The sequence below is a fragment of the Thermococcus sp. Bubb.Bath genome (genome assembly GCF_012027595.1).
Classification (GTDB): domain Archaea; phylum Methanobacteriota_B; class Thermococci; order Thermococcales; family Thermococcaceae; genus Thermococcus.
Genome location: NZ_SNUR01000002.1, coordinates 38,931 through 63,476, shown reverse-complemented (window position 1 = coordinate 63,476; position 24,546 = coordinate 38,931). Strand labels below are relative to the sequence as shown.

The following is a 24,546-nucleotide window of genomic DNA, read 5'->3' as shown; positions in this document are numbered from 1 at the left end:
CCCTAATCACCAACGTTTTTATAATCCAAGGCTTATTCAATCGAAGGCCATCGGAAGGCTTAAATACACTTCATCAAAAAACTAACACTCGGAGTGATACAAAGGTGGTGAGAGCATGAAGTTCACGGTGCTTCATCTGAACCTCAATGAGGGAAAGGTCAAGAGCGAGGAGTTCGAGAAGAAGGACGTTTACGGCATCATAGACTACGGCATCGAGCTCCACGAGAAGCTCGGCACCCACGCCAAGGACCCCTACGACCCAGGCAACGTGGTGGTAATGGGAAGGGGACCGTTCGCGGGCTCTATCCTTCCGGGAGCGCACAGGTTAATGTTCTTCTTCCGCTCGCCGCTCTACGGAACGCTCTTCCCGTCGGCGATGGGCGGTGCCGCCTACGCCTTCAAGAACGTCGGCGTTGACTTCGTCACATTTGAAGGGAAGGCGGAGAAACCGGTTGTGGTCATTCTCTATAACGACGGCTCGAACGTCAACGTCGAGCTCCACGAGATTGAGCTGGACAGGCTTATCGAGATATGGCACGGTTACAAAGGGGAAGAAGGAGTCTACGCCCTTACCCAGTACCTCATAGACACCTTCGGCGAGAAGTTCGACTTCGAGTACCGCATTGCCGTCGTCGGTCCTTCCGCGCTGAACACCAACTACGGCGGAATATTCTCCCAGACCCTCAGGAAGGGCAAACGCGTTGAAGGAAGCGAGGACTGGGCAGCTCGTGGCGGCTCCGGAAGCGTTCTCATGAGGGCGCACAACGTCGTCGGCGTAATCTTCGGCGGAAAACCGAGGAAAAGGAAATTCCCAGGGGAGGACATCTCCTCCTTCAGAACCGCCAAGGGCATCGTTGAGGGCGTTCACAAGAAGCCATACAACGACATCATAAGCGAGAAGACCGTCAAGTACAAGTATAACCCGAAGCTCAAAACCGGCGGAACCTTCGGCGGGAACTACCCTGCCGAGGGCGACTTCGTCCCAATCCTCAACTGGGGGATGCCCTACATTGAGAAGGAAGAGAGGATTAAGATCCACGAGGCCATAATGAAGCACTACTGGGAGCCCTTCAACAAAGAAGCGATAGAGACCAAGAACTGGACGAACTGCGGTGAGCCCTGTCCGGTCGTGTGCAAGAAGTATGCCAACGGCCACCACATCGAGTACGAGCCGAGGGAAGCCAACGGCCCGCTCAGCGGCGTCATAACCCTCCGCGCCAGCGACATAAGTGTCCCGACCGTTGATGCTATGGGCTTCGACGCCATAGAGTTCGGAGGAACCGCGGCGTGGGTTCTCGAGCTCGTCCACCGCGGAATACTCAAGCCGGAGGAAGTCGGTCTCAGCGATGTCCCTGACTTCACTAAGGAGGCGCTCCTTGAGAGGCCCGCCGAGGCCAGCAAGAAGAACGCTAAGCTCGTTGCTGAACTTGCCCACAGAGTGGCTTTCGCCGAGAACGAGATAGCCAAGATCATCGGTCTCGGGAAGAGAAAGGCGAGCGTCATCCTCGACGAGAAGTTCAAGGACAGACTCAAATATGGCGAGAGCTTCAAGGACTACGCCGTCTACACGCCTCTCGGCGAGGACGGTGAGATGACGCCGACAATGTACTGGGCCATTGGAAACTACATCCCGCTCCCGATTCAGGGCCGCTACTGGACGTTCTACCAGTTCGGCGTCTTCCTCGAGCCGGAGGAGCTGGCCCAGAAGATTATCGCGAGCGCCCTCTGGGAGTTCTGGTACGACAACGTCGGCTGGTGCCGCTTCCACCGCGGCTGGATGAAGCCGGTCCTTAAGGCCCTCTTCATGGAGGCCTACGGGGAGAACGTAGACATGGAAGAGCACTCAAAGCGGCAACTCAAGCGCATGATAGACTACGCGAAGAAAACCGGTCACGGTCCGGTGTTCTGGGACAGCATGCGCGTTATCGACCTCGTTGCCAAGGGAAGCGAAGAGTTCGGCAATGAGAAGTGGGCAGGGAAGTTCAGGATCGACAAGGTCGGAACGGCCAGGGAGTACCTTGAAAAGGTGCTCGATACGTACAGCGAGATTCTTGGGGTTGAGTGGAGGCTCTGAGCCTCTTTTATGCCCTGCTTCTATTTTTCTCATAACTGTTGTCAACTTCACAGAAAGTCAAAGGTCCTCAACGATCACAAAAACAAGAAAAAAGACACTTCAATAAATAAGATGAAAAACGTGAGCTTCAACGTGGTCAACATAGAGGGCCGCTATCATCACTAGGAAAAGTAGAACGCTGGTAAGCATGGCATTCCTTGGAGTTATCCTGCCTTCGACTTTTGCCAGATAGGTTCCAGCCTCTTCAAGGATTGTCATCACAACTGCAAAGACCGCTAACAGATGGTGGTCAATAAAATAGGCCTGGTCATAGAGGGAGATCCCCATGAATAGCGCTGTAAGGGCAAACCCAACCCACTGGATAACTGGTACCAACCTCATAGCAATCACCTCTTTTGTGTCACTCCTCTTATCTTCGATAACCTCCTGCCCAACTGCATCATCTCCGCCGCAACTATCTATGTTATACTCACGGCTAACCACACCTCCATTGTTCTCATCGCGGAATGGCGTGGATAAAACGTGTAGTCTACGTAGAGGGCAAAACCCAATGCTATGAATATCATGGCGGCACCCATCAAGACGTCCGTCCGCGATACGTGCATTCTTACAAGAAAAAGCTCCGTGCCCAGAAGGAGGAATATGATAACCCCCATGACGGACAGCAGGTGATGGGTGGTAAAGTAACTGGCATCCAGAGCTAAGACGGCGGCAAAGATTGCCAGCACTGTTATGGCGGCATAGACTATCAACTGCTCTCTCCTCATGCAAATCACGTTCATATTGACATTTCCTCTTTAAAAGTTTTTTCTTTTACCAATAATTCTAGCCTTCCATTTTTTATGAGTATAAATCTGTTAAAGTCACATTTTGCACTTAGAATTAGTCAAAAGAAAGCTTAAGGAAAAGGGGTTAAATTCAGAGTCTTAGCGTGTATAGTGAGCATAGAAGCCTGTGCAAAGAAGAGGAACGAGAGAGTTTGATAGATTTGGCGGGTTTCATCTTTCATCACCTCAAAGTGGGATTGGAATGATCACCCAAAACGCTAATGTTGCCAAAATGAGCATAGTGATGTATGCAATCAATTTTCTGTTCATTACCCAAATTTTTGGAATGATATCCAACTTAAAAAAATAAAAAATTGATAAGTTTTCACTTCTGCCATCTACTGAACACTGTAAATCTGACAGAGGATCATGCATCAGTATCCATTATTGCTAAATGCACTTGAATTTTTAATAATGAAAAACTCGAACACACTCCTTAAAATTCACAACGTGATCCAATTAACATACATCCTCAAACTCCGTCAGAATGGCCATCCGTCGATCTATAGATTCTCCGCCAGAGCACTTTTGAAACCCAGAACACATTCTTGAGGTTGGCGAATGGGAGGTAGGCCTGTGTGAAGATCCTCGCGTGTACGTAACCCCAAAAGGCCGAGTTCAGGACGACGAGCGCAACTGCAAGCGGAACGTTTGGGTAAACCCCAGAGTACAGGACTGCCCCGGCAGCAGTCGCCAGCGGAAGCAGGATCGCCCACTCAAGGGCAAACCTCTTAGCAGCCCGCTCGGCCTTCCTTTTTGCTTGCGAGAAGGACTCTCCACTATCTATCAGCCACTTCAGTGCAGGGTTGTAAATCCTGAAGTATGCGAGGGGAGATGTTATAATCCAGAGGGCGAGGTTGAACTTTGCAGTAGCCCAAAGAGACTTGGAGACCGCGTAGATGATGATTCCGAAGAACGAACCCAGCAGGCCGAAACTTAGAAATCCTCTTACGAATGTGTCAACAAATGTTAGCTTCTCCGGTGGTGTTTCCCTATTCACTTCCCACACCCCATAGTTTGATAGAATAAAAGCAAAAAAGTTTTTCATACTAACCCCTTCCATTGTTCGGGTTGATACTGTTTGATGGGTTAAGGTACATTGCGCATCTTCCGTTGAAACAGGGAGAAGGGGATGGGCCTCCGTGCACTAAGTATTCATCATAGTCGAGTTTGACGTTGAATATCTTTCCAATGGTCCATGACTCCTTAGGTAAATGACCAGCAAGTTCATCTGCCGTAAAAGAAGTCAAGGCACTAAACGCTATTTTTGCTAACATGCCTGCTTCGGGTCCAAAAGCCACTGATACAAAACCCTCCGCTACAACGGCAGTAATTACTGTCACAAAACGGCTCCAGTCCCATGTGTGAGTGTACCCCATGACTATTGGTAGGGTTGTATTTATGAATTCAGGACGGGGTGTCATTCCAATGTAAACCTCTGCGGAGGTAACGTCGTTTTCGGGAGCAGAAACTTGAACACGCTTTAACCTGAACTCGACGTTTCCAATCTTTTTCTCTATGGGGTGAATCCCGTCGTGATCTTCTATTGTTATCTTGATTGTGCTGTTATCCCCAATGTAAACTTTGACGTAGACATCAGGGTCATCCTCCTCAAAGAGTGGAACCCATCCAGAGGGTGTTTTTACCTCCCACGGAATCAGTAGGGAAACTCTATCAGGACTTCCTGCGTTGAGGACATAAATAATGTCCAGACCCCAGTGGAATGCAAGGTATATCCTGCCCCCATACTGAATATACGAGTCATACTTTGAGAATTCCAAATCAACCTGATCCTTGTCCAAGAACACTTTCGGTTTTGGGGGTAGTGGGTGAAATTGATACGGGTTAGTTGTTGAGAGTGAAATAATCTTGGTATGACTATCAACGTTGGAGATTTGGAGATTGGTGGGGGATACTTGAGCACTAACACTTCCAGCCGTCACTCCAACCATCAGCAGTCCCAACAGGACTGCAAATAAGGGCTTCCACTTCACGAAGTTCACCTCCTTATGGGTATTTGCAACACACTCTAATCACTTTGTTCTTATAAATTTTTCCTTTTATTTAACGTAAGGATTCTTCCTTTTTTTTTCGAGTATAAATTTATTTCAAGTTAAGTTTTCCTCTTAGGATAAATCAAAAGAAGCCTGAGTAAAAGAGTCGCGCATCTATGCAACGGCCAAACCCTTATATTTCTCCTTCACCTTTGGCCTTTCAGGTGGTAGAATGAGGGCAGTCGTAATAGGCTCTGGAATCGGCGGGCTTTTAACGGCTGGGTTCTTAACCAAGAACGGCTACGATGTCACGGTTCTTGAGAAGGCACCCTACACCGGCGGTCGCTTTACGAACCTGAACTACAAGGGCTTCGGCCTCTCAACGGGGGCCTTTCACATGCTCCCGCACGGCGAAGACGGCCCACTGGCACATCTCCTTAAGCTCCTCGGTGCGAACGTCACAATAGTGAACTCCAATCCAAAGGGCATGATATTCTACGAGGGCAAAACCTTCCACTACCGCGACGGCTGGAAGTACTTGGGCTGGAAGGAGAGGGCCAAGGCAACCAAACTCCTTCTGGACATAAAGAGGAACAAGCTCCCGAATGGAGAAGAGGCCGAGATGAGCGGAAGGGAGTGGATAAGGGAGAGGATAGGCGACAACGAGTTCACCGACCTCTTCATCAAGAGCTTCCTGGGCTGGGCAGACAGCGTCCTCGACGTTCCAGCTGGAGAGCTGGCGAGGGAGATAAAGGCGGCTTTGAAGTGGGGCGGTCCCGGTCTCGTCAAGGGGGGCTGTAAGGCCCTAACTGACGAGCTTGCGAGAATCGTTGGGGAGAACGGCGGAAAGATTCTGACGCGGAAGAAGGCCGTTGAAGTCAATACCGAGGCCAAGAAGGTCGTGACGGCCGACAACGAGGAGTTCTCCTACGATGTGCTGGTTTCAAACATCGGCATCAAAGAGACTGTGGAGCTCCTTGGAAGGGATAACTTCGACAGAGACTACCTCAAAAAGGTGGATTCCCTGAAGCCGAGCGAGGGCATAAAGTACAATGTCGCCCTTAAAGGAGAACCGAGGATTGGAAACACCGTCGTCTTCACGCTCGATACGGAGAGGATAAACGGCTACAATGAGCCGACCGCTATAAGCGCGGAGCTCGCTCCCGAAGGCTACACCCTCATAATGCTCCACCACGCGCTCCAGAGCAGGGGCATCAAGGCAGAACAGAATAAGGGCATCGAGGACATCTACAGAATTTTCCCGAACCTCGATGAGGAAGGGGAGATTCTGCTCATCCAGACATATCTCGACGGAAATCCCGTGAACAGGGTCGCCAGCGGGCAGGCTGTCGAGGAGTTTCCAACTGAGGACATCTACATCGTCGGGGACGCCTACAAGCTTCCAGGCGGCATAGAAGTTGAGGGGATAGCGCTGGGAGTCATGAGAACGCTTGAGAGGCTCGGCCTGGGAAGGTTCTCGGAGTGGTACCTCTGAGCTAAACTTTACTTTTATCAACTTCCACGAAGTTTTCTCGAACCTTTTTCCAGTGAACTTGAAGATACCCTAACGAACGTTTTTATGCCCGTGCGCGTACTCATCCATCCGGAGGTGAGGGTATGAAGAGGGTCGTGATAGCGCTCGGCGGGAACGCCATTCTCCAGCGGGGGCAGAAGGGAACATACGAGGAGCAGATGGAGAACGTGAGGAGGACCGCAAAGCAGATAGCGGATATAATCCTCAATGGCAAATATGAGGTGGTTATCACTCACGGAAACGGGCCGCAGGTTGGGGCGCTTCTCCTTCACATGGACGCCGGCCAGCAGGTTCACGGCATTCCAGCCCAGCCGATGGACGTTGCTGGGGCAATGACCCAGGGACAGATAGGCTACATGATAGGGCAGGCTCTCATAAACGAGCTGAGGCAGAGGGGGGTTGAGAAGCCCGTTGCTACGATAGTAACCCAGAGCATCGTTGACAAGAACGACCCAGCATTCCAGAACCCCAGTAAACCGGTTGGGCCCTTCTACAACGAGGAAACAGCAAAGAGGCTCGCGAAGGAGAAGGGATGGATGGTTATAGAGGACGCCGGAAGGGGGTGGAGGCGCGTTGTGCCCAGTCCAGACCCCAAGGGCCACGTCGAGGCGCCGGTTATCGTTGAACTCGTGGAGAAGGGATTCATCACCATAGCGAGCGGCGGCGGTGGAGTCCCGGTTATCGAGGAGAACGGCCAGCTCAAGGGGGTTGAGGCAGTCATAGACAAGGATTTGGCTGGCGAGAGACTGGCGGAGGAGGTAAAGGCGGACATCTTCATGATCCTTACAGATGTGAATGGAGCGGCAATAAACTACGGAAAACCCGATGAGAAGTGGCTTGGTGAGGTAACCGTTGAAGAGCTGAGGCGCTATTATGAGGAAGGACACTTCAGGAAGGGCAGCATGGGGCCAAAGGTTCTCGCCGCCATAAGGTTCGTAGAGTGGGGCGGCGAGAGGGCGGTTATAGCCTCCCTGGATAAGGCGGTTGAGGCCCTCGAAGGCAGGACCGGCACACAGGTTATCCCGTGAGGTATGTTGTCTATATAGCTCTATCCTTTCTATTTGCTTCCATATATTCTACTGCGGCAAGATATTTATATTGCCCAATTTAGTCCCCTCCGGTGGGCACGATGGATCCATGGCTAATCGGTACCATAATCCTAGGTTTCTGGATGGCATGGAACATAGGCGCTAACGATGTCGCCAACTCGATGGGGACTGCGGTCGGTGCGAGGGCAGTAACACCCAAGCAAGCGGCGGTAATAGCGGGAGTAATGAACTTTACAGGTGCGTATTTCTTTGGAAAGAGCGTTACGGAGACCATCAGAAAGGGAATCGTCAACCCAAGTGCTATCCATGATCCATGGGTTTTGGTTTACGGTTCTTTGGCCGCCCTTCTCGCGGCGAGTATATGGCTCATATTTGCGACGTACAATGGTCTGCCCGTATCGACAACACATTCCATAGTCGGTGGAGTCATAGGATATGGAATAGTCTACGGTGGGGTCTCAATAGTGGATTGGGGCAAAGTTACACAGGTCGTCCTGAGCTGGATTCTCTCACCTATATTCGGCGCAATAGTCGCGTTCTTTGTTTTTAAAGCCGTGAGAAGGAGCATACTGGCAAGTAAAGACCCAGTGAGAAGCGCCCGTCGGTGGGCACCTTTTTGGGTAGGGATGACGTTTGTCATCATCGGAACCATGTTCTACCTTAAGGTAATCCACGGGGGGAACCTCCTCTATGGGGTTCTCATCTACGGAGTCCCAAGTGGAATAGCTGTCTTCATCCCAAGTTACCTCCTTATAAGGCTCCGCTTTAGGCCGGATGACCCGTACATTGGGGTAGAGAGCATCTTCAAGAAGGTACAAATCGTGACGTCTTCCTACGTTGCCCTCGCCCACGGCTCAAACGACGTTGCCAATGCCGTCGGTCCAATTGCGGCTGCGTACGCCGTTATAACAATGGGAATGAGCGGCGTTAAAGTCCCCGTTCCAAGATGGATACTGGCAATGGGTGGTCTTGGAATAGCCATTGGAATATTCATGTACGGGTACAAGGTTATGGAAACAGTTGGAAAGAAGATAACGGAGCTGACCAACACACGCGGTTTCTCCACGGAGTTCTCTGCAGCGACAGTTATACTGATGGCCAGCTGGCTTGGGATGCCAATCTCAACAACCCACGTCGTAGTCGGTGCTGTGATTGGTGTGGGCCTAGCGAGGGGTATAAACGCAATAAACAAAAACGTGATTTGGGATATAATAATATCGTGGTTCGTTACCGTCCCCGTGGCGGCGGTGATAAGTGCCTTCCTGTTCAAAGTCCTGATGATGGTGGGGTGATAGCATGCAGGTCTGGACGAAACTCTTCGCAAAGAGCCCGTTTAAGCCCCTCATAAAGCACGCCGAGGTGGCCCTCCAAGCGGTCGAGACCCTTGAGAAGGCCCTCCAGGCGTGGCGCGAGGGAAACTACAAGGAGATGGAGAAGCTCGCCCTTGAAGTCGACAACCTTGAGGACGTCGCCGACAGGATAAAGGAGGAGATAAGGGACTCCCTGAGCTCAAAGCTCATGATGGCTGTGGCGAGGGAAGACGTCCTCATATACCTCCACATGCAGGACAAGGTAGCCGATGCAGCCGAGGACACCGCCAAATGGCTGCTCGTCAAAAGGCAGGTCAGTATACCGGAGGACATCAAAGATGTAATCCTCAGGATGGGCACGGAGAGCATAAAATCGGCGAAGCTCGTTTACAAGGCGATAGTGCAGATGGACCGCGTTGTTGAGAGCGGATTCTCCGAATCCGAGATAAAGAGGGAGTACGAGATAATCCACGAGATAGAGAGCGTCGAGAGCAGGATAGACGGCCTGGACACCGAACTGATGCAGCTCGTCTTCAAGAATGCGGACAAGATGAACTGGAGCGAGGGTTTCTACATTCTCAACATTGCCAGAACCCTCAGCAACATCTCGGACAAGGCGAAGGATGCCGCGGAGAGAATAAGGCTCATGATGAACAAGTGAGCCTTTTTGAACTTTTCAAGTTATGTTTTGCCCTCAACAATAATCAAAGGAGAAGAACGAGAGGTTCAGATGGCGATCATCGTCGACGTCATCTGGATCTCCGACATGCGCCTTATCTTCTCTGTTATGAACTGGTCGAGGTCTTTGAGCGTGTCCGTCTCGACCTTCACAACGAGGTCGTATTCGCCGTAGACCACGTAGGCCTCCTTAACCTCCGGCATGGCCAGAAGCTTCTCCATGACTTCCCTCTCTTTTCCAGCGGCCGTAACCATCAAAATAAAAGCCGTCACCATAGCTATCACCAAAAGTATTTTATTTGAGGTGGTATTTAAGGTTATCGAGGGACATGTTTGAGCATCTAATTCCATGGAAAGCCATAGAGGGGTTTAAAGCGGAGCTGGAAAGGTTTGGAATCCAGAAAGTTTCTCCATACTCAAAAGGGACTACAAGCATCGTTTTTAAGGGAGAACTGGAAAATAGGGAAGTTTTAATCAAGCTCCAGCGCCCGGACTCACCGCGCTCAAACCTTCTCAGGGAGGCAGACATAGTGAAGGTTCTGGAGCCCTACGATGTTACCCCTCCCCTCATCACGAGCGGGAGCTTCAAAGGGCTGGAGTATATAGTGAGGGGCTTTGCAGAGGGCGAACCAGTTATGTACGCGGAAGTTAAAAAGGGCCACATCCTGGAAATAATTCAAAAGACCGCCCTCCTTGACAGGCTCGGCCTCGACCACGGCCAGATACAGGGGGGAAAGCACATAATCATAGGGGATAGAGTGTGGCTGATAGACTTTGAAAAAGCCGGCTGGAGGAAACCTAAGAACCTTACCTCCGCGCTGGCCATGCTCTTCATCGGGAACAACGCCACTTCGAGGAGGATAAGGGAGAAGTTCGGGGTAGATGAAAGATTCCTAGGGGAACTCCTCAAAGAAACGGCGGAATACAAGAGAAAAGGAAGGCTCTCAGGCCTTTTGCGCCTCATTTCTGGACTTTAAGCGGTCGGCGTATAGGGCAAGGATAGGGACTATGATGGCAAGGGATATCAGCCCCAGCCTGGGGTCCCAGAGGTAGTCAAAACCCAGTATGACCGCCACCGCGATGATTATCATCACAAAGAGGTCCCTGTCGTAGAGCCTCGACTTTGCTAGTATGTTCTGTTCTCTGGCTACGTAGGTCAGGTAAACGGGGATACCAAGGGCCGAAAACACAATTCCCCAGTAAGTCCTGAATGCAAGTGCAAACACCACGCCCGCGGTGAATATCACTGCCACGGCGGTCGTCTCCTTCATGCTCTCACCCCCGCGGGGTTAGCCTTAAATACTTTTAAGCATCTCTATGAACTGGGTGATATCGTTATGAGCAATATCGAATGGAACGATAAGACCTTTTCTAGGTTCGCCTACCTCGGCGACCCGAGGGTAAGGGGGAGCAAAGTTGCCTACGTCCTCACGAAGGTTAACATGAAGGACAATAAATACGAGAGCACCGTTGTGGTTGAGGACATCGAGACCGGCGCCAGGAGATTCGTTGAAAACGCCTCGATGCCCAGGATTTCCCCGGATGGGAAAAAGCTCGCTTTCATGCGCTCCAACGAGGAGAAGAAGGAGAGCGAGATATGGGTCGCGGACATGGAGACCCTCAGTGCGAAGAAAGTCCTCTCTGCCAAAAACATTAGATCAGTCCAGTGGAACAACGACTCAAGGAGACTCCTCGTTGTGGGCTTCAAGAGGAGGGACGACGAGGAATTCATCTTCGACGACGATGTTCCCGTCTGGTTCGACAACATGGGCTTCCTCGACGGCGAGAAGACGACCTTCTGGATACTCGACACGGAGAGCGAGGAAATCCTTGAGGAGTTCGAGAAGCCGCGCTTTTCCAGCGGCATATGGCACGGAGATGAGATAGTCATCAACGTCCCACACAGGGAAGGGAGCAAACCGGCGCTCTTCAAGTTCTACGACATCTACCTCTGGAAGGACGGCGAGGAGGAAAAGCTCTTCGAGAGGGCCTCATTCGAGGCCGTTGATTCCGACGGAAAGGCCATCCTCCTCCACGGAAAGCGGGAGAAGAAGTTCATGAGCGAGCACGACTGGCTCTACCTCTGGGACGGCGAACTTAAGCCTGTCTACGAGGGCCCGCTCAACACTGGAACTGCGAAGCTCGACAATGGCAAGGTCTACTTCACGGTTCCAGACGCTGGCAGGGTGAACCTCTACCTCTGGGATGGCGAGGTTAAACCCATCATAGTGGGCGACCACTGGGTTTACGGCTTCGACGTGCACGACGAAAAGGTTGCCCTCCTCATCGAGACGGCAACCAGGCTGAGGGAGCTATACCTCTACGATGGCGAGTTGAGGCAGCTAACCGATTACAATGGGCCGATATTCGCGAAGCTGAAAACCTTTGAACCGAGGCACTTCCGCTTCAAGAGCAAAGACCTCGAGATAGACGGCTGGTACATCAAGCCCGAGCTCAAGGAGGATGAGAAGGCTCCGGTGATAGTCTTCGTCCACGGCGGACCTAAGGGGATGTACGGCCACTACTTTAAGTACGAGATGCAGCTGATGGCGAGCAAAGGTTACTACGTCGTCTTCGTGAACCCGCGCGGGAGCGACGGTTACGACGAGGACTTTGCCCTCGGAGTTCTTGAGAGAACAGGCTTGGAGGACTTCGAGGACATAATGGGGGGAATAGAGGAGTTCCTCAAGCTTGAGCCCCAGGCCGACCGCGAGAGGGTTGGAATAACTGGCATAAGCTACGGCGGTTACATGACCAACTGGGCGGTAACACAGTCGGACTTATTCAAGGCCGGTATAAGCGAGAACGGGATAAGCTACTGGCTGACGAGCCACGCGTTCTCGGACATAGGCCTCTGGTACGACGTCGAGGTGATAGGCCCGAACCCGCTCGAAAACGAGAACTACAGGAAGCTCAGCCCTCTGTTCTATGCAGACAGGGTGAAGGTGCCGCTCCTGCTGATCCACAGCCTCGAGGACTACCGCTGCCCGCTCGACCAGAGCCTCATGTTCTATAACGTGCTCAAGGACATGGGCAAGGAAGCGTATATAGCGATATTCAGGCGCGGAGCGCACGGCCACAGCATCCGCGGAAGCCCGAAGCACAGGGCGAAGAGATACAAGCTCTTCATAGAATTCTTTGAGAGGAAGCTGAAGAAGTACGAGGAAGGCTTTGACGTGGAGAAAATACTGAAAGGGGAGAAGGAGTGAGGGCATCAGCCCTCCACTATTATTCCCTCTGCAACGTACGGGAGCACCTCTATCGTACCCTTGTACTCAGTCACGTAACCTCCAATTTTGACCTGGGTGCCGTCGGTCAGGGCAGACTTGACGTCGGATGGAAGATCCGCGGTAACTGAGGACGGGACGAAGACGGTGACGTTGCCGCTGCCGTCCACAACCAGGAACTTGAAGTTGTTGCCTATCGTCTTGAAGCTCTCCACCTGGCCCTCTATGACCACCGCCTTGCCCATGAGCTCCTCGGTGATGTTGGCGGTCTCCATCAGCGGCGAGGGGGCGGGGTTGGTCACGGTCACGTTGATGGCCGTCATGCTGGATGGATCGACGACGAGGTAGAGCTCACTGCCAGTTCCAGCCTCTATATGGGGTTCGGCAGGAGTTCTCTCTGAACGCTTATGGTGGACTAACAAACTTCTCAACGGCCTGGCTCATGATAGCGCTGATGATATGAAACTTCAACCGCTTCACAAACCCAAGGCCCATCCTGATAAGCGACGCAGTGCTGCTCCTCTACCTCATATGGCCCTCAATAATCGGCTTTGGAATAGCGATAGCCAAGAGCTTCAAGATGAGGAGGGAAATCAACGAGCTCATGGACTACTACACGAACTTAGAGGCCTTCGAGGAAATGGAGGAAGTCGGTGAAATTTGAAGCCCGCTAGAGTTTTACCCATTCTACAATTTCTCCCCTTTCGGTTTTCTCGCCACGACCCCAAGCGCTTCTTCGACCCGTTTAACTCCGATAAAGCCCGCCCTTCTGAGACGCTCCATAACGCCCCTCTGAAGGTCTTTACGCCGGTGCTTCTTTCCTGGGTTGCCCACGTAGTGGAAGAGCCTTCCACCGGGCTTGAGAATTCTGAAGAGCTCATGGTAGAACTCCTCCGAGTATAGCTGCCCTGCGAGTGAGAAGCGCGGCGGGTCGTGGATAACAACGTCGAAACTCTCTGGTTTGAACTTCCTAACGACTTCAAAGGAATCCCCCTGGATGACCTGAACCTTCCCGCCCGTGAAGAGCTCCCTGCTCCAAGGGTTTATGCGGGCAAGTTCGAGGACGTTGGGGTCTTTCTCGACGGTTATGACGTAAGATCCCCTCCTAGAGGCCTCTATCGCAGTGTACCCCAACCCCATGCATGTGTCCAGAACCGTCTCACCCTCCCCCGGTTTCACGGTGTTGACCTTGTTCCTCGTGTCCTGGAGGGGGTTTATTTCTTTGGTGCGGTGCATCCTGATGCCGTTTATTTCTATGGTGGGCGGTATCGTCGGGACGAGCTTGTAGAAACCCGATTCGCTTGATATCGCGGCCTTGTAAACCTCTCCATTGGAAACAAAATAGACGGTTCCATTGTCCCTGGCGATTTTTTCAAGGATTTCCCTCTCAAGGAGAGCGCCATCTGGAAAAACTGCCACCTCATCAGTTATTTCCACTTCCCAGGTCCTGTTGGTCTTCCGGAGGTCGAGGTTGAGCTTAACCTTCCCCCTTGAAACGAGAAGCATTCTGGCCTCCCTGAAGGTGATGTAGTAGAGCTCCTCCATATGCGGGGGTTTGAAAGGGGGTTAAAAAGGCTTCGCTACCACGGCTCAAGGAGGGTTCCATCCTCCTCGGGATCAATGGACTTCATGAGGGTTAGCTTGCCGCCTTCCTCTATCCGAAACACCCTCGTTGCGATTTCCTTAAGGAGCGCTAGGTAACCACTGTGGGCGAGCTCAAAGTTGGAGAAGTCAAAGAGAACGCGCGAGGGATTGCCAAGGAGTTCGGAGCGGATCAATGAGACATAGAGCACAAAGGAGGCCCTGTTCTCATGCAAAGGCACAAGTCTCTCGGGATTGACGATTATGGTCGTCACGTTCTTGTGCGTCTTGTAGTAATCCACGAGAACTTTGAGGAACCTGTTCATGAATATTCCCGGGTCTTTGTGAGGATCGACCTCGGCGATTTTGTTGCCCCATTCGGAGGTCCCCCCTGCCTTTATCCTGTCAAGCTTATCAAGGGAGACGTCAAGCCCCGCGAATTTCAACCAGCGGAGGATTGGGAGTGCCGAATCCAGAAGGTCAATGATGAGGAGATTTTCCCAGCCCCTACTGCGCCCTATCTCATAGAAAAGGAGCGGATAGGGAGAGGTGGACGTGTGCTCTACCAGGATGCTCTCACCGGCGTTTATGCCTCCAATATAATCACGGAACTTCAATGATATCGCCCCCTGGGACTTTAACCCGCTTTAGAACGCCGTTCTCAACCCCCAGTACATACTCGCAATCCTGTTCCAGACTTTTTATGAAGTATGGACTCGCCATCGAAACGTTAAGAAACAGGATGTGAATCCCGTTGTTGAACTTTAGATGGCTCCGGGTTATCCTCTCAAAGTACCTCTCAAGCTTCGGAGGGTTGTCCATAAATGTAAAAGAGAACTTCTCAATGCCGAGTACTACCGTATGTTCCCCACTCTCCTCTGGCACTTTTTTAGTTATCAGCGCATATTTTGCCATGTGGTAATCAAAGTCGTTCACTTCGGATATCTCCCCAATCACGTTGCCCACTCTGGCCTTTCCAAGCTCCTTTATTACGGGGACGTCGTCCACATCAAGCTCAATGCCCTTAAACCTGAGATGCTGGATGAAAATGTGAAGTGTATTACCAATATCAACGATCAGCGGATTTATGCCTTTCTCCCTCCAGAGGTTGAGAATATCGGCAAACACGAGTTCAGGATGATCAAGAGAGGAGTACTCTAACAAAACTATGCCCTGTTTGTGTGTTTCCAGACTTTCAAAGATGCGTCCCAACATCATTGACCCCCTATAACTTAGTAGAAACACAAGTTTTAATACTTTTTCCACCTTAGAACCCACCAAGAGATCAAGAAACGGTTCGAAGCAAAAAGTTTATTATTTCCAAAAGAGAGAATAACAACAGGGAGGGTTACACCGTGAACACGCCGAATATTGGCGAGAGGATATCCACCGGGGTTCCCGGCCTCGACGATATGATAGAGGGGGGTCTCATTCCTGGTAAGGTTTACCTGATAACCGGCCCGCCGGGAAGTGGAAAGACGACCCTTGGTATGCACTTCCTCATCGAGGGTGCGAAGAAAGGAGAAAAAGTCGCCTACGCCTCCCTAGTTCAGAACCCCGAAGAGGCCGTTAAGGACATGATGCGCTTTGACCCTTCTGTAAAGGTGTATTCTGCCTCAAAGCAGCTCCTTCTCTTCGACCTCGGCCCCATGCTCTGGAGAGAATCGTCACATGTCCCCACATGGAAGAGCGTCCTCTTCAGGCTCAGGGAGATCGCGGAGGATGAGAAGATAAGCAGACTGGTCATTGACCCCGTCACGGCGATAGAGTTCTCGATGGAGCACCCAGCGGAGAAGAGGGCCGAGCTGGCGCGCTTCATACGCGGCCTTGAAGACCTCAACGTCACGGCGTACCTGATAGCGGAGATGACAGACCTGGACCACTACACCGAGGAGCACTACCTCGTGAGCGGCGTCATGATGCTACACTACTTCCTACACGAGGGTCAGATGGTCAGGGCGATTCAGATACTCAAGATGAGGAGAACAAACCACAAGACCTGCCTCTACCTCATAGAGTTCACGAACAAAGGGCTCGAAGTCAAGGGTGGAAGCCCGTTCAGAAACGTTAGACTTTGATTCCCTTTTTACCAAATATTCACTCAAAACTCAAATGAATGGAAGGATAAGCCTCCCCAGCCAAAGAGTATCGCACCCTTTTTTGACCCTCTGTTCGCGGTGGATCATCCAACAACATGCCCAAAGAGCCGCCTGAGGTTCTCAAAGGTTATAGCCCTGACTTCTTTTTCACCGAAGCGCTCCTCCAGCTTCTCGATTAGAGAGGGAATCCGCGATTCATTCTCAAAGCCCTCAACGCCCTTCCCGCCCCATTCGCGGAGGTAGTAAACGAAGTCGAAGCCGAGACCAACGTGCCTGTATCCAATGAGGTCAACCATGTATGCAATGTGCTCAACGTATTTATCGAGGGTAGGCCTTTCTTTGTCAACAAACGAGGGGATTGCAACTGCACCAACTACGCCGTCCCTCTCGGCTATTGCCTTCAGCTGTTCATCCGTCAGGTTCCGGGGGTGGTCGCAGAGGGCCCTGGCGTTGGAGTGGGATGCCATGACCGGAAAGGACGTTACGTCCAGGGCGTCCCAGAAGCCCGCCTCGTTTATGTGACTCAAATCGATGACTATCCCAAGTTCCTCAGCCTTTCCGACCACTTCCACGCCGAAGTTGGTGAGACCGCCGTTTGTCCTCTCAAAGACCCCGTCACCGATCTGGTTCCTGAGGCTCCAAGTCAGCGTGAGAACCCTCAAACCGAGCTCGTGAAACGTCTCAAGAACATCAAGGCTCTCTATGGGTTCTCCACCCTCAAGACCCAGCCAGAGTGCCACGCGGTTCTCTTTGACTGCCTCGTCCATCTCAGAAACAGCCGTCACGAGCTCAAACCTCCCCCCCTCATGAACATCTGATTTAAACCTCCTGAAAGCCTCAAGGGCATAGCGGAGGGCATACACTCTTTTCTCGGGCGGTGTCCATACAGAGGCAACCCTAGCCCGCACGTAGTCCCCAAAGAACTTCTCAAAGTTCCTCTCAAGTACAGGGCTTTCACCCTTTCCGCGCTCTTCCCATACCAGAGTGGGAAGGTCGGAGTGGGCATCAAAAACGACGTAATCCATCTCCAACACCTCAGAACTCCATCTTGTACTGATCCTCAAGCTTTCCTACCTCCTCGGTGAGCTTGGCCTTGAGCATGGGGTTCGATACGGACTTCACGACTTCCCTGGCATCGGCGAACTCCTTCTTCTCGGCCAGCTTTATGGCGATGGCTGCGAGGGCATCGTCGCGCTTCTCCGGGTCTTTAATCTCAAGGGCGAACTTCAGGGCCTTCTCAAGCTCCCCCATATCCGTGAGAATTGCAGCGGAGCGCTGGACGTTCGCTTCTGTAAGCCCAATCGACCCCAACAGTCTGAACGCCGCTTCGAGGACGTCGAGGTACTCGGCAGCCCCAACGTGCTTCATCCAGTGGGCAACCTCTAGGAGGGCCATGAAGAGGTTCTGGGGATCCTTGAGCCTCTTCTGAAGCAAACTAATCGCAAAATGATATCGCCCCTCAAGCAGGGCCCCTCTGACGTCTGGGTCTCCGTAGTACAGCATGATCCTGGCCGCTTCAAGCTTTTTCTCAACCTCAGCAGCCCTCTGGTTTATGTAGAGCTTATCGAAGATGTCGTAGGCTACCTCATAGAACCTGATGGCATCGCGGGAGTGCAACACGTCACCGGCGTTCTCCATCATGCCCGCGACCTCTGTTATAACGTCGAGCTTCCGCCTGTAGTCCATGGAAGCTGAGATAAGCATGCCAAATGCCTCGTTGAACGAGGAGACGGCCTCGTGCGTGAATCCCGCCAGTGCTAGATAGTATGCTAGCACGGAGAGGGCCAGGGCCTTGTCACCCTCGGACTTTATCCGTGTCACCTCATCCGCAGCCCGGTCGAAGAACTCGGAGGCGTTCTCGTGGTCCCCAATCACCGAGTAAACATAGGCAAGCCTGGAATAAGCGTAAGCCCTGTCGTAGGGATTTTTAATTTTCTTGAGGGCCTTGAGCGCGTCGTTGAACAGAGAAGGAAGGAGATCGTTCCTCTTGCCGTGGGCCTGGAGTATTATGTCCGTCAGTGCGTTCAGCCTCTCAGTTGGATCCTCAAGCTCCAGAGCGGCATCGATGGCCTCCTCAAGAAGACCCTTGGAGGCAAGGAGGGTTATCTCATCCGCCGTACTCATGGTGTCTCGCCATTCCTTTAATAGGCCCAACCGTTTATAAGGGTTCCCGGATAGTCCCGTTGGTGGTATCATTGCTCACGCTGGCCCTTTACAATACCTACGACACCAGGAGGCTCCACGAGGCACACCTGAGGGCAATCGCCAGGGCCGGACCCATAACCTACGCCTACGGCTTTCATTTGGCCCTCATCGGCTTTCCCCTCAGCGGCGGGCCCATCGACGTCGCGGAGGAGATAAGCAGCCACACGACGATAGGGGAGGGCGGGAATTACCTCATAGAGCTCGCGGAGAGGAACAGGTTCCATCTCCTGGACTTCCCGAGGAAAGGGTTTCCAGCCCAGTTCGGGAACGTCGTGGCGACCACGAGAAAACCGGAGGAAGAGAAAGAGATACCATCCCTGGAGCTCGCCGAAAGGGCCCTCAGCGGGGAGAGCTTCATGCTGCTGGTGGGCCTGGGGAGGCACGGACTCCCGGGGGAAAGCTTTAAGATTGCGCGGTACCACCTTGACATAACCGGAAAGAAGGTTAGTCTGGAAACGTGCACCGCGATAGGTGCCATTCCAACAAGGATAGCGACCCTGATGGAGGCCCTAAAATGGGAGAGGAATGGAAAAAAGAGGCGGCCTGGATACTGATATCCCTGCTCGTGGTCGTGGGGATAAACTACGGCCTGAAGTTCGCGATGGCCACAAATTCCCCGCTCGTTATAGTCATAAGCGGATCCATGGAGCCCGTATTCTACAGGGGGGACGTCGTGCTGCTCAAGGGGGTTAATCCCAACGATATCCATACCGGGGACGTGATAGTCTACAACGCTCCGATGTACGCGTACCCAATAATCCACCGCGTCAGGGGAGTGAAGACCGTCGAGCTGGGCGGAAAAACGGAGAAGTGCTTCGTAACATGGGGGGACAACAACCCCATACCCGACTGGGGCGAGTACCGCCTCTACCCAACTCCCTACGGCGGCGTCCCCTGCGTGCCGGCATACGCGGTCGACGCGAAGGCGGTTATGGTGTTTCCAAGGATAGGCCTAATTCCGCTGTGGATACGGGAGCACCTCTAACCTAATCTCCCTAATTCCCTAAATTTTCTCTGATTTTTCTGAAGGATATTTTTCACAACGTCACCCTGCAACAGCAGAATAAAGGATTCTCAGGGCAAAAAAGTGGCCAAGAGAGCCTTTAGAAAAAACAAAAGGAACCAGCGCGCTCAGTGGTGACCGCCTTCATCACCCCCGCAGGAGGGCTTGGGCGTCATCATCGCTGGACTTAAAAGCCCTCCAGAGTTTTTAACGGTGGTGGTCAAGGTGATGCGCTTCATTCCGCTCATAGTCGCGAGGCCAGAGGTCCAGATGGCAATAGACGAGGCTACAATGAGGGCGAGGATTGAGGGAAAAGTCCCCGATACGGTAAGACTGTACGCTTTCTCCCCCAGTTCCGTAACAATCGGCAGGTTCCAGAGCGTCGTTCACGACGTCAACCTCGACGAGGCAAGGAGGCTCGGAATTCCGGTCATCAGGAGAATAACCGGCGGCGGGAGCGTCTTCCACGACGAGTTCGGAGAGATAACCTATTCCGTCGTTGTGGGTGAAGACCTCCACCCCGCCTTGAGGAACGTGGAGGAGAGCTACCGCTACCTTGCCGGCCCCCTTGTGGATGCACTTGAGGAGCTCGGCCTCGACGCGGGGTTCTCCGGTTTAAACGACATCGTTGCCAACGGGAAGAAGATAAGCGGCTCTGCGCAGACGAGGAGGAAGGGGGTAATCCTCCAGCACGGCACCTTTATGTACGCGACGAGGGTTGAGGTTCTCGGAAGGGTTCTCCGCGTCTCGAAGGAGAAGCTGAAGGACAAGGGCGTTTCAAGCATCTGGGAGAGGGTTACAACCCTGGAACGCGAGGGGATAAAGCTAACCCGCGGAGAGGCCTACGAGCTTCTGAAGGGGAGCTTTGAGAACGCCTTTGGGCTGAAAGAGGGCGAGCTGACGGATTATGAGCTCGAACTCGCTGAAAAGCTGGTGGATGAGAAGTACGGAAATAGGGAATGGAACGAGATGCGTTAGGGAAAGGTTAATAAACGCTCAAGTTAAACCAAAGAATAGAGAATTAGGGCGGGGGTCGCCCCTGGGGGACTAGCCACCCGACTTAAGCTTCCTTCTCAGAATCTCTTTTTCGGTTACAAACCTCTCTGCCAGGATTTTGTCCCGGATGACCTCAAACAGCTCCTCGTTTTTGTGCTGATAGTGAAGATAACCGACGTTCGCGATGGCGTCGGCGAGCTGAAGGCCCGGCCGGAGATAAGAGTCCTCAGCGGAAATTTCAACACCAAATCTGGAAAGACACCTTGAGATATCCCCCGAATAGTGGCTCCTGTCCACAATGGCCTCTGAAAAACCCGTTATCCTGAACAGTTCTGAGTACAGGACTCTCGCCGCGATGCTCTTGTTTCCTCCCGACCTGTCAAGCCAAGCCCTGAGTGCATCGCTGTTTTTCGAGAGAACAACGTAGACAACCTCAAAATCAAGGGACGAGAGCCGGCGAAGCACTTTCAGCTCACCGGAGTATGGAAACCTGCTAAATTTTAACTCAGGCACGTTCCTTTCCCGGATAATGGACTGTATGGCAGGGGCTATATCTTTCTCTTCACACAGTACTCCAGCCAGCACAAAATACCTCCCTCTGCTCCGAGAGCCACCGAGATCACCACTCTCATCAACAAACAGCATTGAATCACCTTATTTTAACACCGTAGTCACCTGCAAGCTCGTAGAACAGCTCATCCTCGCCAAGCTCTTCCCTGAGCTTCTCAAAGTTCCTTTCCAGGCGCGGGAGCCTTCCCTTGCTCCTTTTCAGCATGTCGTTGCCCAGCTCAACCGCGAAACGGAGGTATTCATCATCCACAAGGATTTTTCCGTCCTTCCCCAATGGGGCCGTGAGATACTCAGTGCCGTTTATCTCGACGAGGTAGCGCTTTGAGATGACTTTGAATGTCGTGTACTTAAAACCAGAGGAGAGACCAAGTTCGTGGAGCTTTTTGGCCCTTTCGAGGTCTTCAGCGACGATGTGAAAGATCGGCGGCTGGCTCTTGAGGAAGATGAGGCCCTCTTTAGCGTTTTGCAGGGCTTCCCTGGCCTCTTCGAACTCGATGAGCCTGTGAACCTTTATCAGCCACCGGGAGAGGGGCTTTGCGCCGAGGGCTGGCTCCTCGATGATGCCTATCCTCCCAGAGCAGGAGGAGGTAGTGTAGATACCCTTGATTGAGTTGATTAGCAGGAGGAGCTCTATTATGTCCCCGTCAACTTTTCCCTCCCTCATTGCCGTGAAGAGACTTACCAACGCCTCGCGCTTGGCTTTCATCTCGAAACCTCCGGACGGTTTTCAATTGCTTTGAAATTGCCCCCAGAGCCGGGTTGTGGTAAGTAAAAGGCATTTCCTCTCTCTTTTAGCCCGTTGTGTCGAAAACTTTATAAAGCTAACCCAAAAGGTTTTAGCGATGGCCGGGGTGGTGTAGCCTGGTCAGCACAGGGGACTGTGGATCCCCTAGCCCGGGTTCAAATCCCGGCCCCGGCCCCATAAGAAACTTTGCCTGGCAAAGTTTCATCAAAGGTCGTACGTGCTTTTCTAGTGCAGTAATTCTTGAGGCTTTCCTTCGCGAGCAGGCTTTTCAAGATGGGGTTTACTTTTAACAGCGCCCGAAGGGCGCAGGAGAGAGTAAACCCATCTGTTAAAATGCCACTTTTGACTTGAAAAGCCCTAAAAATTGACTTAGTAAACAGCACGTACGAACTCTCTTCGGCTCATTCTCAAGAGTAATTACTTTTTGGTTAAGCTTTGCGCAGGCAAAGGTTGCCGGGGGGCTAACGCCCCCACACCCCCAGAAACTTGCCTATGAAAAGTTTCATCAAAGAGCGTAGCTCCTTTTAGAAGCTCACTCCTAGAGTGTGATTGTCGCTAAATTCAACCTTTGAGGTTTGGGAAGGTACTAGAGAGTGTCTTTTGGTAGGGGACTAAGGTTTGTAACTGCCCTCAGCTTTTGATGCTTTTGATATAGAACAGTTTGCCCTCGTATATTCTATGCTTTACCTCAACGCTGGTGACTTCTCTAAAATGTGTATCCAGTACCCGCTTGTTGTTTTTGATAAAGTCTCTAAATGCTCCCCCCTCATCAATCCCGTCTCCAAAACCCAAAACCTGAAAATTGTCTGTATCAGGGCCTATCTCATCAGCTGAAGAATATGTAAGGCCATCTGAGGTCACAAACATGAATAATCGCTTTTTCATCTCACCACCTCCAGCTTCAGCATATTCAAAAGGTCATCATAACTGTATTCTCCAGAAGGATCTAAGCCCTCAAAATAATATCTAACGGGAATTATCCTATCGTCTTCAAAGGCAAATCTCGAGAACTCTTTGGCTATCAACAGGCCGCCGGTCGCTTCATCCCCATACTCGCTTAGATAATTCCTTAGTTGTTCCACGTCTTTTCTCTGGGCTTTTCCAGTCTTAACTTCTGCAAGAATGTACCTATTGGTGGCGGAGGGATGCTTCAGCTTTATGAAAATGTCCACATAACCCTCTGAGAGGGCTTTTTCACCAAGCGCCTCAAACTCCTCTGGAGAATTATCCATCTCAAATATTTCTAGAACATCACGAAGAACAGTAGCCCCGAGTTTCTTTCTCACAAGTGACTGGAGGATAAGTTCCTTGAAATAGAACTTTTCGGGAATTTCCTGATTCATCTTGTCGAACACAATCTTTGGCTCAAACGTTTCCGCGTTCAGCTCAAGGTACTCTGGCTCTCCGGCAAAGGGACTTCCCATCTCAGAAACCTTGTAAAATGTAATTGTATCAGCCTGGAAGTGAGTTTTCCTATATCCTCCCCTTAAAAGTAGATTCTCGGCGACGTAAGAGAACTCCTGACGAACCATAGGTTCGTTAAATTCCCGTTCTTGCTTCAAAAACAGCCTAAATGGGAAATAATACGTCTTTTGCGACCTAAACGTTATCGGTGACCAGGGGGGAAGATTCTCTGCGTTTTTGTAGGCTACCTTCTTGACGACCCGGTACAAGTTTCTGACTCTTGCCCCGTAGAGAAACGAAACGTAGTCACCCACGTTTATGTCAGAAAACGTCCAGAGACCATTTATACTGTTTGTAAAACCCGCGAGATTGTATCTCATGCAGAGTTCTAGGTTCTCCCGATTTGAAAGGGACACCAAAAAGTAATCTGGCACTTTGATCACCCTTATCATGATCCCTTGAAATTATTTAATCCTTTCTCGACCATCAATAAGGGAAACATTCAAAACGCAAACTCCTCCACAGTAAACTCATCCATGACCCTCTCGAAGTCGCTCTCCGGTGCGTAGGTGAAGCCGCACTTGGGGCACTTCAAAACGCCGTTCTCCCCTTGAAGGGGCGAGAAGCAGACCGGACAGCGGTACTCCTCGCGGCGGAGTTTGTCGTAGATTTCATCGCGCATTACAACCAGATTGAGCTCGCTCTCCCAGTCCTCGTGGAGCATGCCCCAGTAGGGGGTCTCAACTGGATAGAAGTCCTCAAGGACGAGGGCGTTTATTCCGATTCCCCTAACCCCTGGCGGGAGCTTCCCGGTAGGTTCAACCGAGACGACGTACTGGTCGTAGAACTCGATGTGCTCCGCCCTGACCGTTAGCCCCCTAGAGAGCTTCGAGCGGAGAGGAATGAGCTGGAGAAAGAGGTTCTCCCTCTCAACGTCCCAGCTGGCGCTTATCGATGTGCTCCCCCGCGTGAAGAACTGGGTGATGAAGCCCTCGTCCCTCTCCTCTCCTGCCAGGTGAAAACCCAGCTTGCCCATGGCGCGGGAGATGAAGTTGGGCCGGGGGAGCCGCTGGTAGCTTATCATATACTCTCCTATCCAGCCGGCTAAAGGCATGGAATAACCGATGAAGGCCTGCCTCTGGACACGCAGGTAGGCGACGCTGGGGAGGAGCTTAAACTGGTCGGGCATCGATGAGAAAACGACGTCATGGTATATATGCTTAACGGAATTCGAACCAAAAAGAAAGAAG

Annotated in this window: 29 protein-coding genes and 1 tRNA gene; 13 read left to right on the top strand and 17 right to left on the bottom strand. The window is 51.8% G+C overall.

Features of this window, described 5'->3' with window-relative positions; translation table 11 throughout:
- Positions 1-115 precede the first annotated feature (115 nt).
- Positions 116-2,074, top strand: a complete 1,959-nt coding sequence (gor, locus tag E3E29_RS05435) for a glyceraldehyde-3-phosphate:ferredoxin oxidoreductase (protein ID WP_167909994.1) — start codon at positions 116-118, stop codon at positions 2,072-2,074.
- 99 nt (positions 2,075-2,173) lie between these two features.
- Here gor and E3E29_RS05430 read toward each other — a convergent pair whose 3' ends face one another.
- From E3E29_RS05430 to E3E29_RS05415, 4 genes are all read right to left on the bottom strand, one after another.
- Entirely contained in the window at positions 2,174-2,557 is a 384-nt protein-coding gene (locus E3E29_RS05430; protein ID WP_167909993.1) for a hypothetical protein, read from the bottom strand.
- A complete protein-coding gene (locus E3E29_RS05425) occupies positions 2,533-2,850 on the bottom strand; it encodes a hypothetical protein (protein ID WP_167909992.1) in 318 nt (105 codons plus the stop codon). The genes E3E29_RS05430 and E3E29_RS05425 overlap by 25 nt, the downstream gene beginning before the upstream one ends.
- Before the next feature lie 523 nt (positions 2,851-3,373).
- The gene (locus tag E3E29_RS05420; RefSeq protein ID WP_167909991.1) at positions 3,374-3,901 is read right to left on the bottom strand and encodes a hypothetical protein; all 528 of its coding nucleotides are present in this window, start codon (positions 3,899-3,901) and stop codon (positions 3,374-3,376) included.
- Between the two features lie 49 nt (positions 3,902-3,950).
- A complete protein-coding gene (locus E3E29_RS05415) occupies positions 3,951-4,895 on the bottom strand; it encodes a hypothetical protein (protein WP_167909990.1) in 945 nt (314 codons plus the stop codon).
- A 232-nt stretch (positions 4,896-5,127) separates the two neighbouring features.
- Between E3E29_RS05415 and E3E29_RS05410 the strand changes: the two genes are divergently transcribed.
- The 4 genes from E3E29_RS05410 to E3E29_RS05395 all read left to right on the top strand — a co-directional run bounded on the left by E3E29_RS05410 (position 5,128) and on the right by E3E29_RS05395 (position 9,449).
- Positions 5,128-6,390, top strand: a complete 1,263-nt coding sequence (locus E3E29_RS05410; protein ID WP_167909989.1) for an NAD(P)/FAD-dependent oxidoreductase — start codon at positions 5,128-5,130, stop codon at positions 6,388-6,390.
- A 122-nt stretch (positions 6,391-6,512) separates the two neighbouring features.
- Positions 6,513-7,457: a carbamate kinase gene (gene arcC / locus E3E29_RS05405; protein WP_167909988.1), complete on the top strand. Its 945-nt coding sequence runs from the start codon at positions 6,513-6,515 to the stop codon at positions 7,455-7,457.
- A gap of 101 nt (positions 7,458-7,558) precedes the next feature.
- Positions 7,559-8,770 carry an inorganic phosphate transporter gene (locus E3E29_RS05400; RefSeq protein WP_167910271.1) on the top strand — a complete coding sequence of 404 codons (1,212 nt, stop codon included), beginning with the start codon at positions 7,559-7,561 and terminating at the stop codon, positions 8,768-8,770.
- A gap of 4 nt (positions 8,771-8,774) precedes the next feature.
- Complete coding sequence (locus E3E29_RS05395; protein ID WP_167909987.1) at positions 8,775-9,449, top strand: TIGR00153 family protein; 675 nt, start codon at positions 8,775-8,777, stop codon at positions 9,447-9,449.
- 65 nt (positions 9,450-9,514) lie between these two features.
- Here the strand turns inward: E3E29_RS05395 and E3E29_RS05390 are convergent, their stop codons facing one another.
- Complete coding sequence (locus E3E29_RS05390; protein ID WP_167910270.1) at positions 9,515-9,742, bottom strand: Lrp/AsnC family transcriptional regulator; 228 nt, start codon at positions 9,740-9,742, stop codon at positions 9,515-9,517.
- A gap of 53 nt (positions 9,743-9,795) precedes the next feature.
- On the opposite strand from E3E29_RS05390, the gene E3E29_RS05385 reads away from it, so the two are divergent.
- Entirely contained in the window at positions 9,796-10,443 is a 648-nt protein-coding gene (locus E3E29_RS05385; protein ID WP_167909986.1) for a serine/threonine protein kinase, read from the top strand.
- On the opposite strand, the gene E3E29_RS05380 is transcribed toward E3E29_RS05385, so the two are convergent.
- Positions 10,411-10,737, bottom strand: coding sequence for a hypothetical protein (locus E3E29_RS05380; RefSeq protein ID WP_167909985.1), 327 nt, complete (start codon positions 10,735-10,737; stop codon positions 10,411-10,413). The two genes, E3E29_RS05385 and E3E29_RS05380, sit on opposite strands and share 33 nt — an antisense overlap.
- 66 nt (positions 10,738-10,803) lie before the next feature.
- Between E3E29_RS05380 and E3E29_RS05375 the strand changes: the two genes are divergently transcribed.
- A complete protein-coding gene (locus tag E3E29_RS05375) occupies positions 10,804-12,675 on the top strand; it encodes a S9 family peptidase (protein WP_167909984.1) in 1,872 nt (623 codons plus the stop codon).
- Between the two features lie 5 nt (positions 12,676-12,680).
- On the opposite strand, the gene E3E29_RS05370 is transcribed toward E3E29_RS05375, so the two are convergent.
- Positions 12,681-13,115: an OB-fold nucleic acid binding domain-containing protein gene (locus E3E29_RS05370; RefSeq protein ID WP_206205835.1), complete on the bottom strand. Its 435-nt coding sequence runs from the start codon at positions 13,113-13,115 to the stop codon at positions 12,681-12,683.
- Positions 13,116-13,204: 89 nt separating this feature from the next.
- On the opposite strand from E3E29_RS05370, the gene E3E29_RS11795 reads away from it, so the two are divergent.
- Positions 13,205-13,357, top strand: a complete 153-nt coding sequence (locus E3E29_RS11795; RefSeq protein WP_240922786.1) for a hypothetical protein — start codon at positions 13,205-13,207, stop codon at positions 13,355-13,357.
- 23 nt (positions 13,358-13,380) lie between these two features.
- Here E3E29_RS11795 and E3E29_RS05360 read toward each other — a convergent pair whose 3' ends face one another.
- From E3E29_RS05360 to E3E29_RS05350, 3 genes are read right to left on the bottom strand one after another with little or no spacing between them, the layout of a single operon-like run.
- Complete coding sequence (locus E3E29_RS05360) at positions 13,381-14,238, bottom strand: methyltransferase domain-containing protein (protein ID WP_167909983.1); 858 nt, start codon at positions 14,236-14,238, stop codon at positions 13,381-13,383.
- Between the two features lie 35 nt (positions 14,239-14,273).
- Positions 14,274-14,891, bottom strand: a complete 618-nt coding sequence (locus tag E3E29_RS05355) for a DUF257 family protein (RefSeq protein ID WP_167909982.1) — start codon at positions 14,889-14,891, stop codon at positions 14,274-14,276.
- Positions 14,878-15,552 (bottom strand): DUF257 family protein, encoded by a 675-nt coding sequence (locus E3E29_RS05350; RefSeq protein ID WP_167909981.1) that lies wholly within the window; start codon positions 15,550-15,552, stop codon positions 14,878-14,880. Before E3E29_RS05350 ends, E3E29_RS05355 begins: the two co-directional genes overlap by 14 nt.
- 77 nt (positions 15,553-15,629) lie before the next feature.
- Here E3E29_RS05350 and E3E29_RS05345 point away from each other — a divergent pair, with 77 nt between their 5' ends.
- The gene (locus E3E29_RS05345; RefSeq protein ID WP_167909980.1) at positions 15,630-16,352 is read left to right on the top strand and encodes an RAD55 family ATPase; all 723 of its coding nucleotides are present in this window, start codon (positions 15,630-15,632) and stop codon (positions 16,350-16,352) included.
- A gap of 104 nt (positions 16,353-16,456) precedes the next feature.
- On the opposite strand, the gene E3E29_RS05340 is transcribed toward E3E29_RS05345, so the two are convergent.
- Both E3E29_RS05340 and E3E29_RS05335 read right to left on the bottom strand, forming a co-directional pair.
- Positions 16,457-17,398 carry a dipeptidase gene (locus E3E29_RS05340; RefSeq protein WP_167909979.1) on the bottom strand — a complete coding sequence of 314 codons (942 nt, stop codon included), beginning with the start codon at positions 17,396-17,398 and terminating at the stop codon, positions 16,457-16,459.
- Between the two features lie 10 nt (positions 17,399-17,408).
- Positions 17,409-18,497, bottom strand: a complete 1,089-nt coding sequence (locus E3E29_RS05335) for a tetratricopeptide repeat protein (protein ID WP_167909978.1) — start codon at positions 18,495-18,497, stop codon at positions 17,409-17,411.
- Between the two features lie 71 nt (positions 18,498-18,568).
- Between E3E29_RS05335 and E3E29_RS05330 the strand changes: the two genes are divergently transcribed.
- The 3 genes from E3E29_RS05330 to E3E29_RS05320 all read left to right on the top strand — a co-directional run bounded on the left by E3E29_RS05330 (position 18,569) and on the right by E3E29_RS05320 (position 20,559).
- The gene (locus E3E29_RS05330; protein WP_167910269.1) at positions 18,569-19,132 is read left to right on the top strand and encodes a DUF531 domain-containing protein; all 564 of its coding nucleotides are present in this window, start codon (positions 18,569-18,571) and stop codon (positions 19,130-19,132) included.
- Complete coding sequence (locus E3E29_RS05325) at positions 19,093-19,563, top strand: signal peptidase I (protein WP_167909977.1); 471 nt, start codon at positions 19,093-19,095, stop codon at positions 19,561-19,563. Before E3E29_RS05330 ends, E3E29_RS05325 begins: the two co-directional genes overlap by 40 nt.
- A gap of 246 nt (positions 19,564-19,809) precedes the next feature.
- On the top strand, positions 19,810-20,559 hold the full coding sequence (locus tag E3E29_RS05320) for a biotin/lipoate A/B protein ligase family protein (protein ID WP_167910268.1): 750 nt from the start codon (positions 19,810-19,812) through the stop codon (positions 20,557-20,559).
- A gap of 69 nt (positions 20,560-20,628) precedes the next feature.
- Here E3E29_RS05320 and E3E29_RS05315 read toward each other — a convergent pair whose 3' ends face one another.
- Positions 20,629-21,222 (bottom strand): DUF3800 domain-containing protein, encoded by a 594-nt coding sequence (locus E3E29_RS05315; RefSeq protein ID WP_167909976.1) that lies wholly within the window; start codon positions 21,220-21,222, stop codon positions 20,629-20,631.
- A 4-nt stretch (positions 21,223-21,226) separates the two neighbouring features.
- Entirely contained in the window at positions 21,227-21,853 is a 627-nt protein-coding gene (locus E3E29_RS05310; protein ID WP_167909975.1) for a hypothetical protein, read from the bottom strand.
- A 139-nt stretch (positions 21,854-21,992) separates the two neighbouring features.
- On the opposite strand from E3E29_RS05310, the gene E3E29_RS05305 reads away from it, so the two are divergent.
- Positions 21,993-22,069 (top strand) — tRNA-His (locus E3E29_RS05305).
- Between the two features lie 453 nt (positions 22,070-22,522).
- On the opposite strand, the gene E3E29_RS05300 is transcribed toward E3E29_RS05305, so the two are convergent.
- From E3E29_RS05300 to E3E29_RS05290, 3 genes are read right to left on the bottom strand one after another with little or no spacing between them, the layout of a single operon-like run.
- Positions 22,523-22,777 carry a hypothetical protein gene (locus E3E29_RS05300; protein WP_167909974.1) on the bottom strand — a complete coding sequence of 85 codons (255 nt, stop codon included), beginning with the start codon at positions 22,775-22,777 and terminating at the stop codon, positions 22,523-22,525.
- Positions 22,774-23,748, bottom strand: coding sequence for a hypothetical protein (locus tag E3E29_RS05295; protein WP_167909973.1), 975 nt, complete (start codon positions 23,746-23,748; stop codon positions 22,774-22,776). The genes E3E29_RS05300 and E3E29_RS05295 overlap by 4 nt, the downstream gene beginning before the upstream one ends.
- Positions 23,749-23,798: 50 nt before the next feature.
- Positions 23,799-24,485 (bottom strand): hypothetical protein, encoded by a 687-nt coding sequence (locus tag E3E29_RS05290; RefSeq protein WP_167909972.1) that lies wholly within the window; start codon positions 24,483-24,485, stop codon positions 23,799-23,801.
- Positions 24,486-24,546: the final 61 nt, after the last annotated feature.

What these genes read in the sequence shown, in the direction of transcription:
- E3E29_RS05375 (WP_167909984.1), top strand. Translation starts at nt 10,804, where the DNA reads ATGAGCAATATCGAATGGAACGATAAGACCTTTTCTAGGTTCGCCTAC.
- gor (WP_167909994.1), top strand. Translation starts at nt 116, where the DNA reads ATGAAGTTCACGGTGCTTCATCTGAACCTCAATGAGGGAAAGGTCAAG.
- E3E29_RS05395 (WP_167909987.1), top strand. Translation starts at nt 8,775, where the DNA reads ATGCAGGTCTGGACGAAACTCTTCGCAAAGAGCCCGTTTAAGCCCCTC.
- E3E29_RS05335 (WP_167909978.1), bottom strand. Translation starts at nt 18,497, where the DNA reads ATGAGTACGGCGGATGAGATAACCCTCCTTGCCTCCAAGGGTCTTCTT.
- E3E29_RS05310 (WP_167909975.1), bottom strand. Translation starts at nt 21,853, where the DNA reads ATGAAAGCCAAGCGCGAGGCGTTGGTAAGTCTCTTCACGGCAATGAGG.
- E3E29_RS05295 (WP_167909973.1), bottom strand. Translation starts at nt 23,748, where the DNA reads ATGATAAGGGTGATCAAAGTGCCAGATTACTTTTTGGTGTCCCTTTCA.
- E3E29_RS05385 (WP_167909986.1), top strand. Translation starts at nt 9,796, where the DNA reads ATGTTTGAGCATCTAATTCCATGGAAAGCCATAGAGGGGTTTAAAGCG.
- E3E29_RS05410 (WP_167909989.1), top strand. Translation starts at nt 5,128, where the DNA reads ATGAGGGCAGTCGTAATAGGCTCTGGAATCGGCGGGCTTTTAACGGCT.
- arcC (WP_167909988.1), top strand. Translation starts at nt 6,513, where the DNA reads ATGAAGAGGGTCGTGATAGCGCTCGGCGGGAACGCCATTCTCCAGCGG.
- E3E29_RS05325 (WP_167909977.1), top strand. Translation starts at nt 19,093, where the DNA reads ATGGGAGAGGAATGGAAAAAAGAGGCGGCCTGGATACTGATATCCCTG.
- E3E29_RS05320 (WP_167910268.1), top strand. Translation starts at nt 19,810, where the DNA reads ATGCGCTTCATTCCGCTCATAGTCGCGAGGCCAGAGGTCCAGATGGCA.
- E3E29_RS05360 (WP_167909983.1), bottom strand. Translation starts at nt 14,238, where the DNA reads ATGGAGGAGCTCTACTACATCACCTTCAGGGAGGCCAGAATGCTTCTC.
- E3E29_RS05340 (WP_167909979.1), bottom strand. Translation starts at nt 17,398, where the DNA reads ATGGATTACGTCGTTTTTGATGCCCACTCCGACCTTCCCACTCTGGTA.
- E3E29_RS05400 (WP_167910271.1), top strand. Translation starts at nt 7,559, where the DNA reads ATGGATCCATGGCTAATCGGTACCATAATCCTAGGTTTCTGGATGGCA.
- E3E29_RS05290 (WP_167909972.1), bottom strand. Translation starts at nt 24,485, where the DNA reads ATGCCCGACCAGTTTAAGCTCCTCCCCAGCGTCGCCTACCTGCGTGTC.
- E3E29_RS05390 (WP_167910270.1), bottom strand. Translation starts at nt 9,742, where the DNA reads ATGGTGACGGCTTTTATTTTGATGGTTACGGCCGCTGGAAAAGAGAGG.
- E3E29_RS05315 (WP_167909976.1), bottom strand. Translation starts at nt 21,222, where the DNA reads ATGCTGTTTGTTGATGAGAGTGGTGATCTCGGTGGCTCTCGGAGCAGA.
- E3E29_RS05380 (WP_167909985.1), bottom strand. Translation starts at nt 10,737, where the DNA reads ATGAAGGAGACGACCGCCGTGGCAGTGATATTCACCGCGGGCGTGGTG.
- E3E29_RS05300 (WP_167909974.1), bottom strand. Translation starts at nt 22,777, where the DNA reads ATGAAAAAGCGATTATTCATGTTTGTGACCTCAGATGGCCTTACATAT.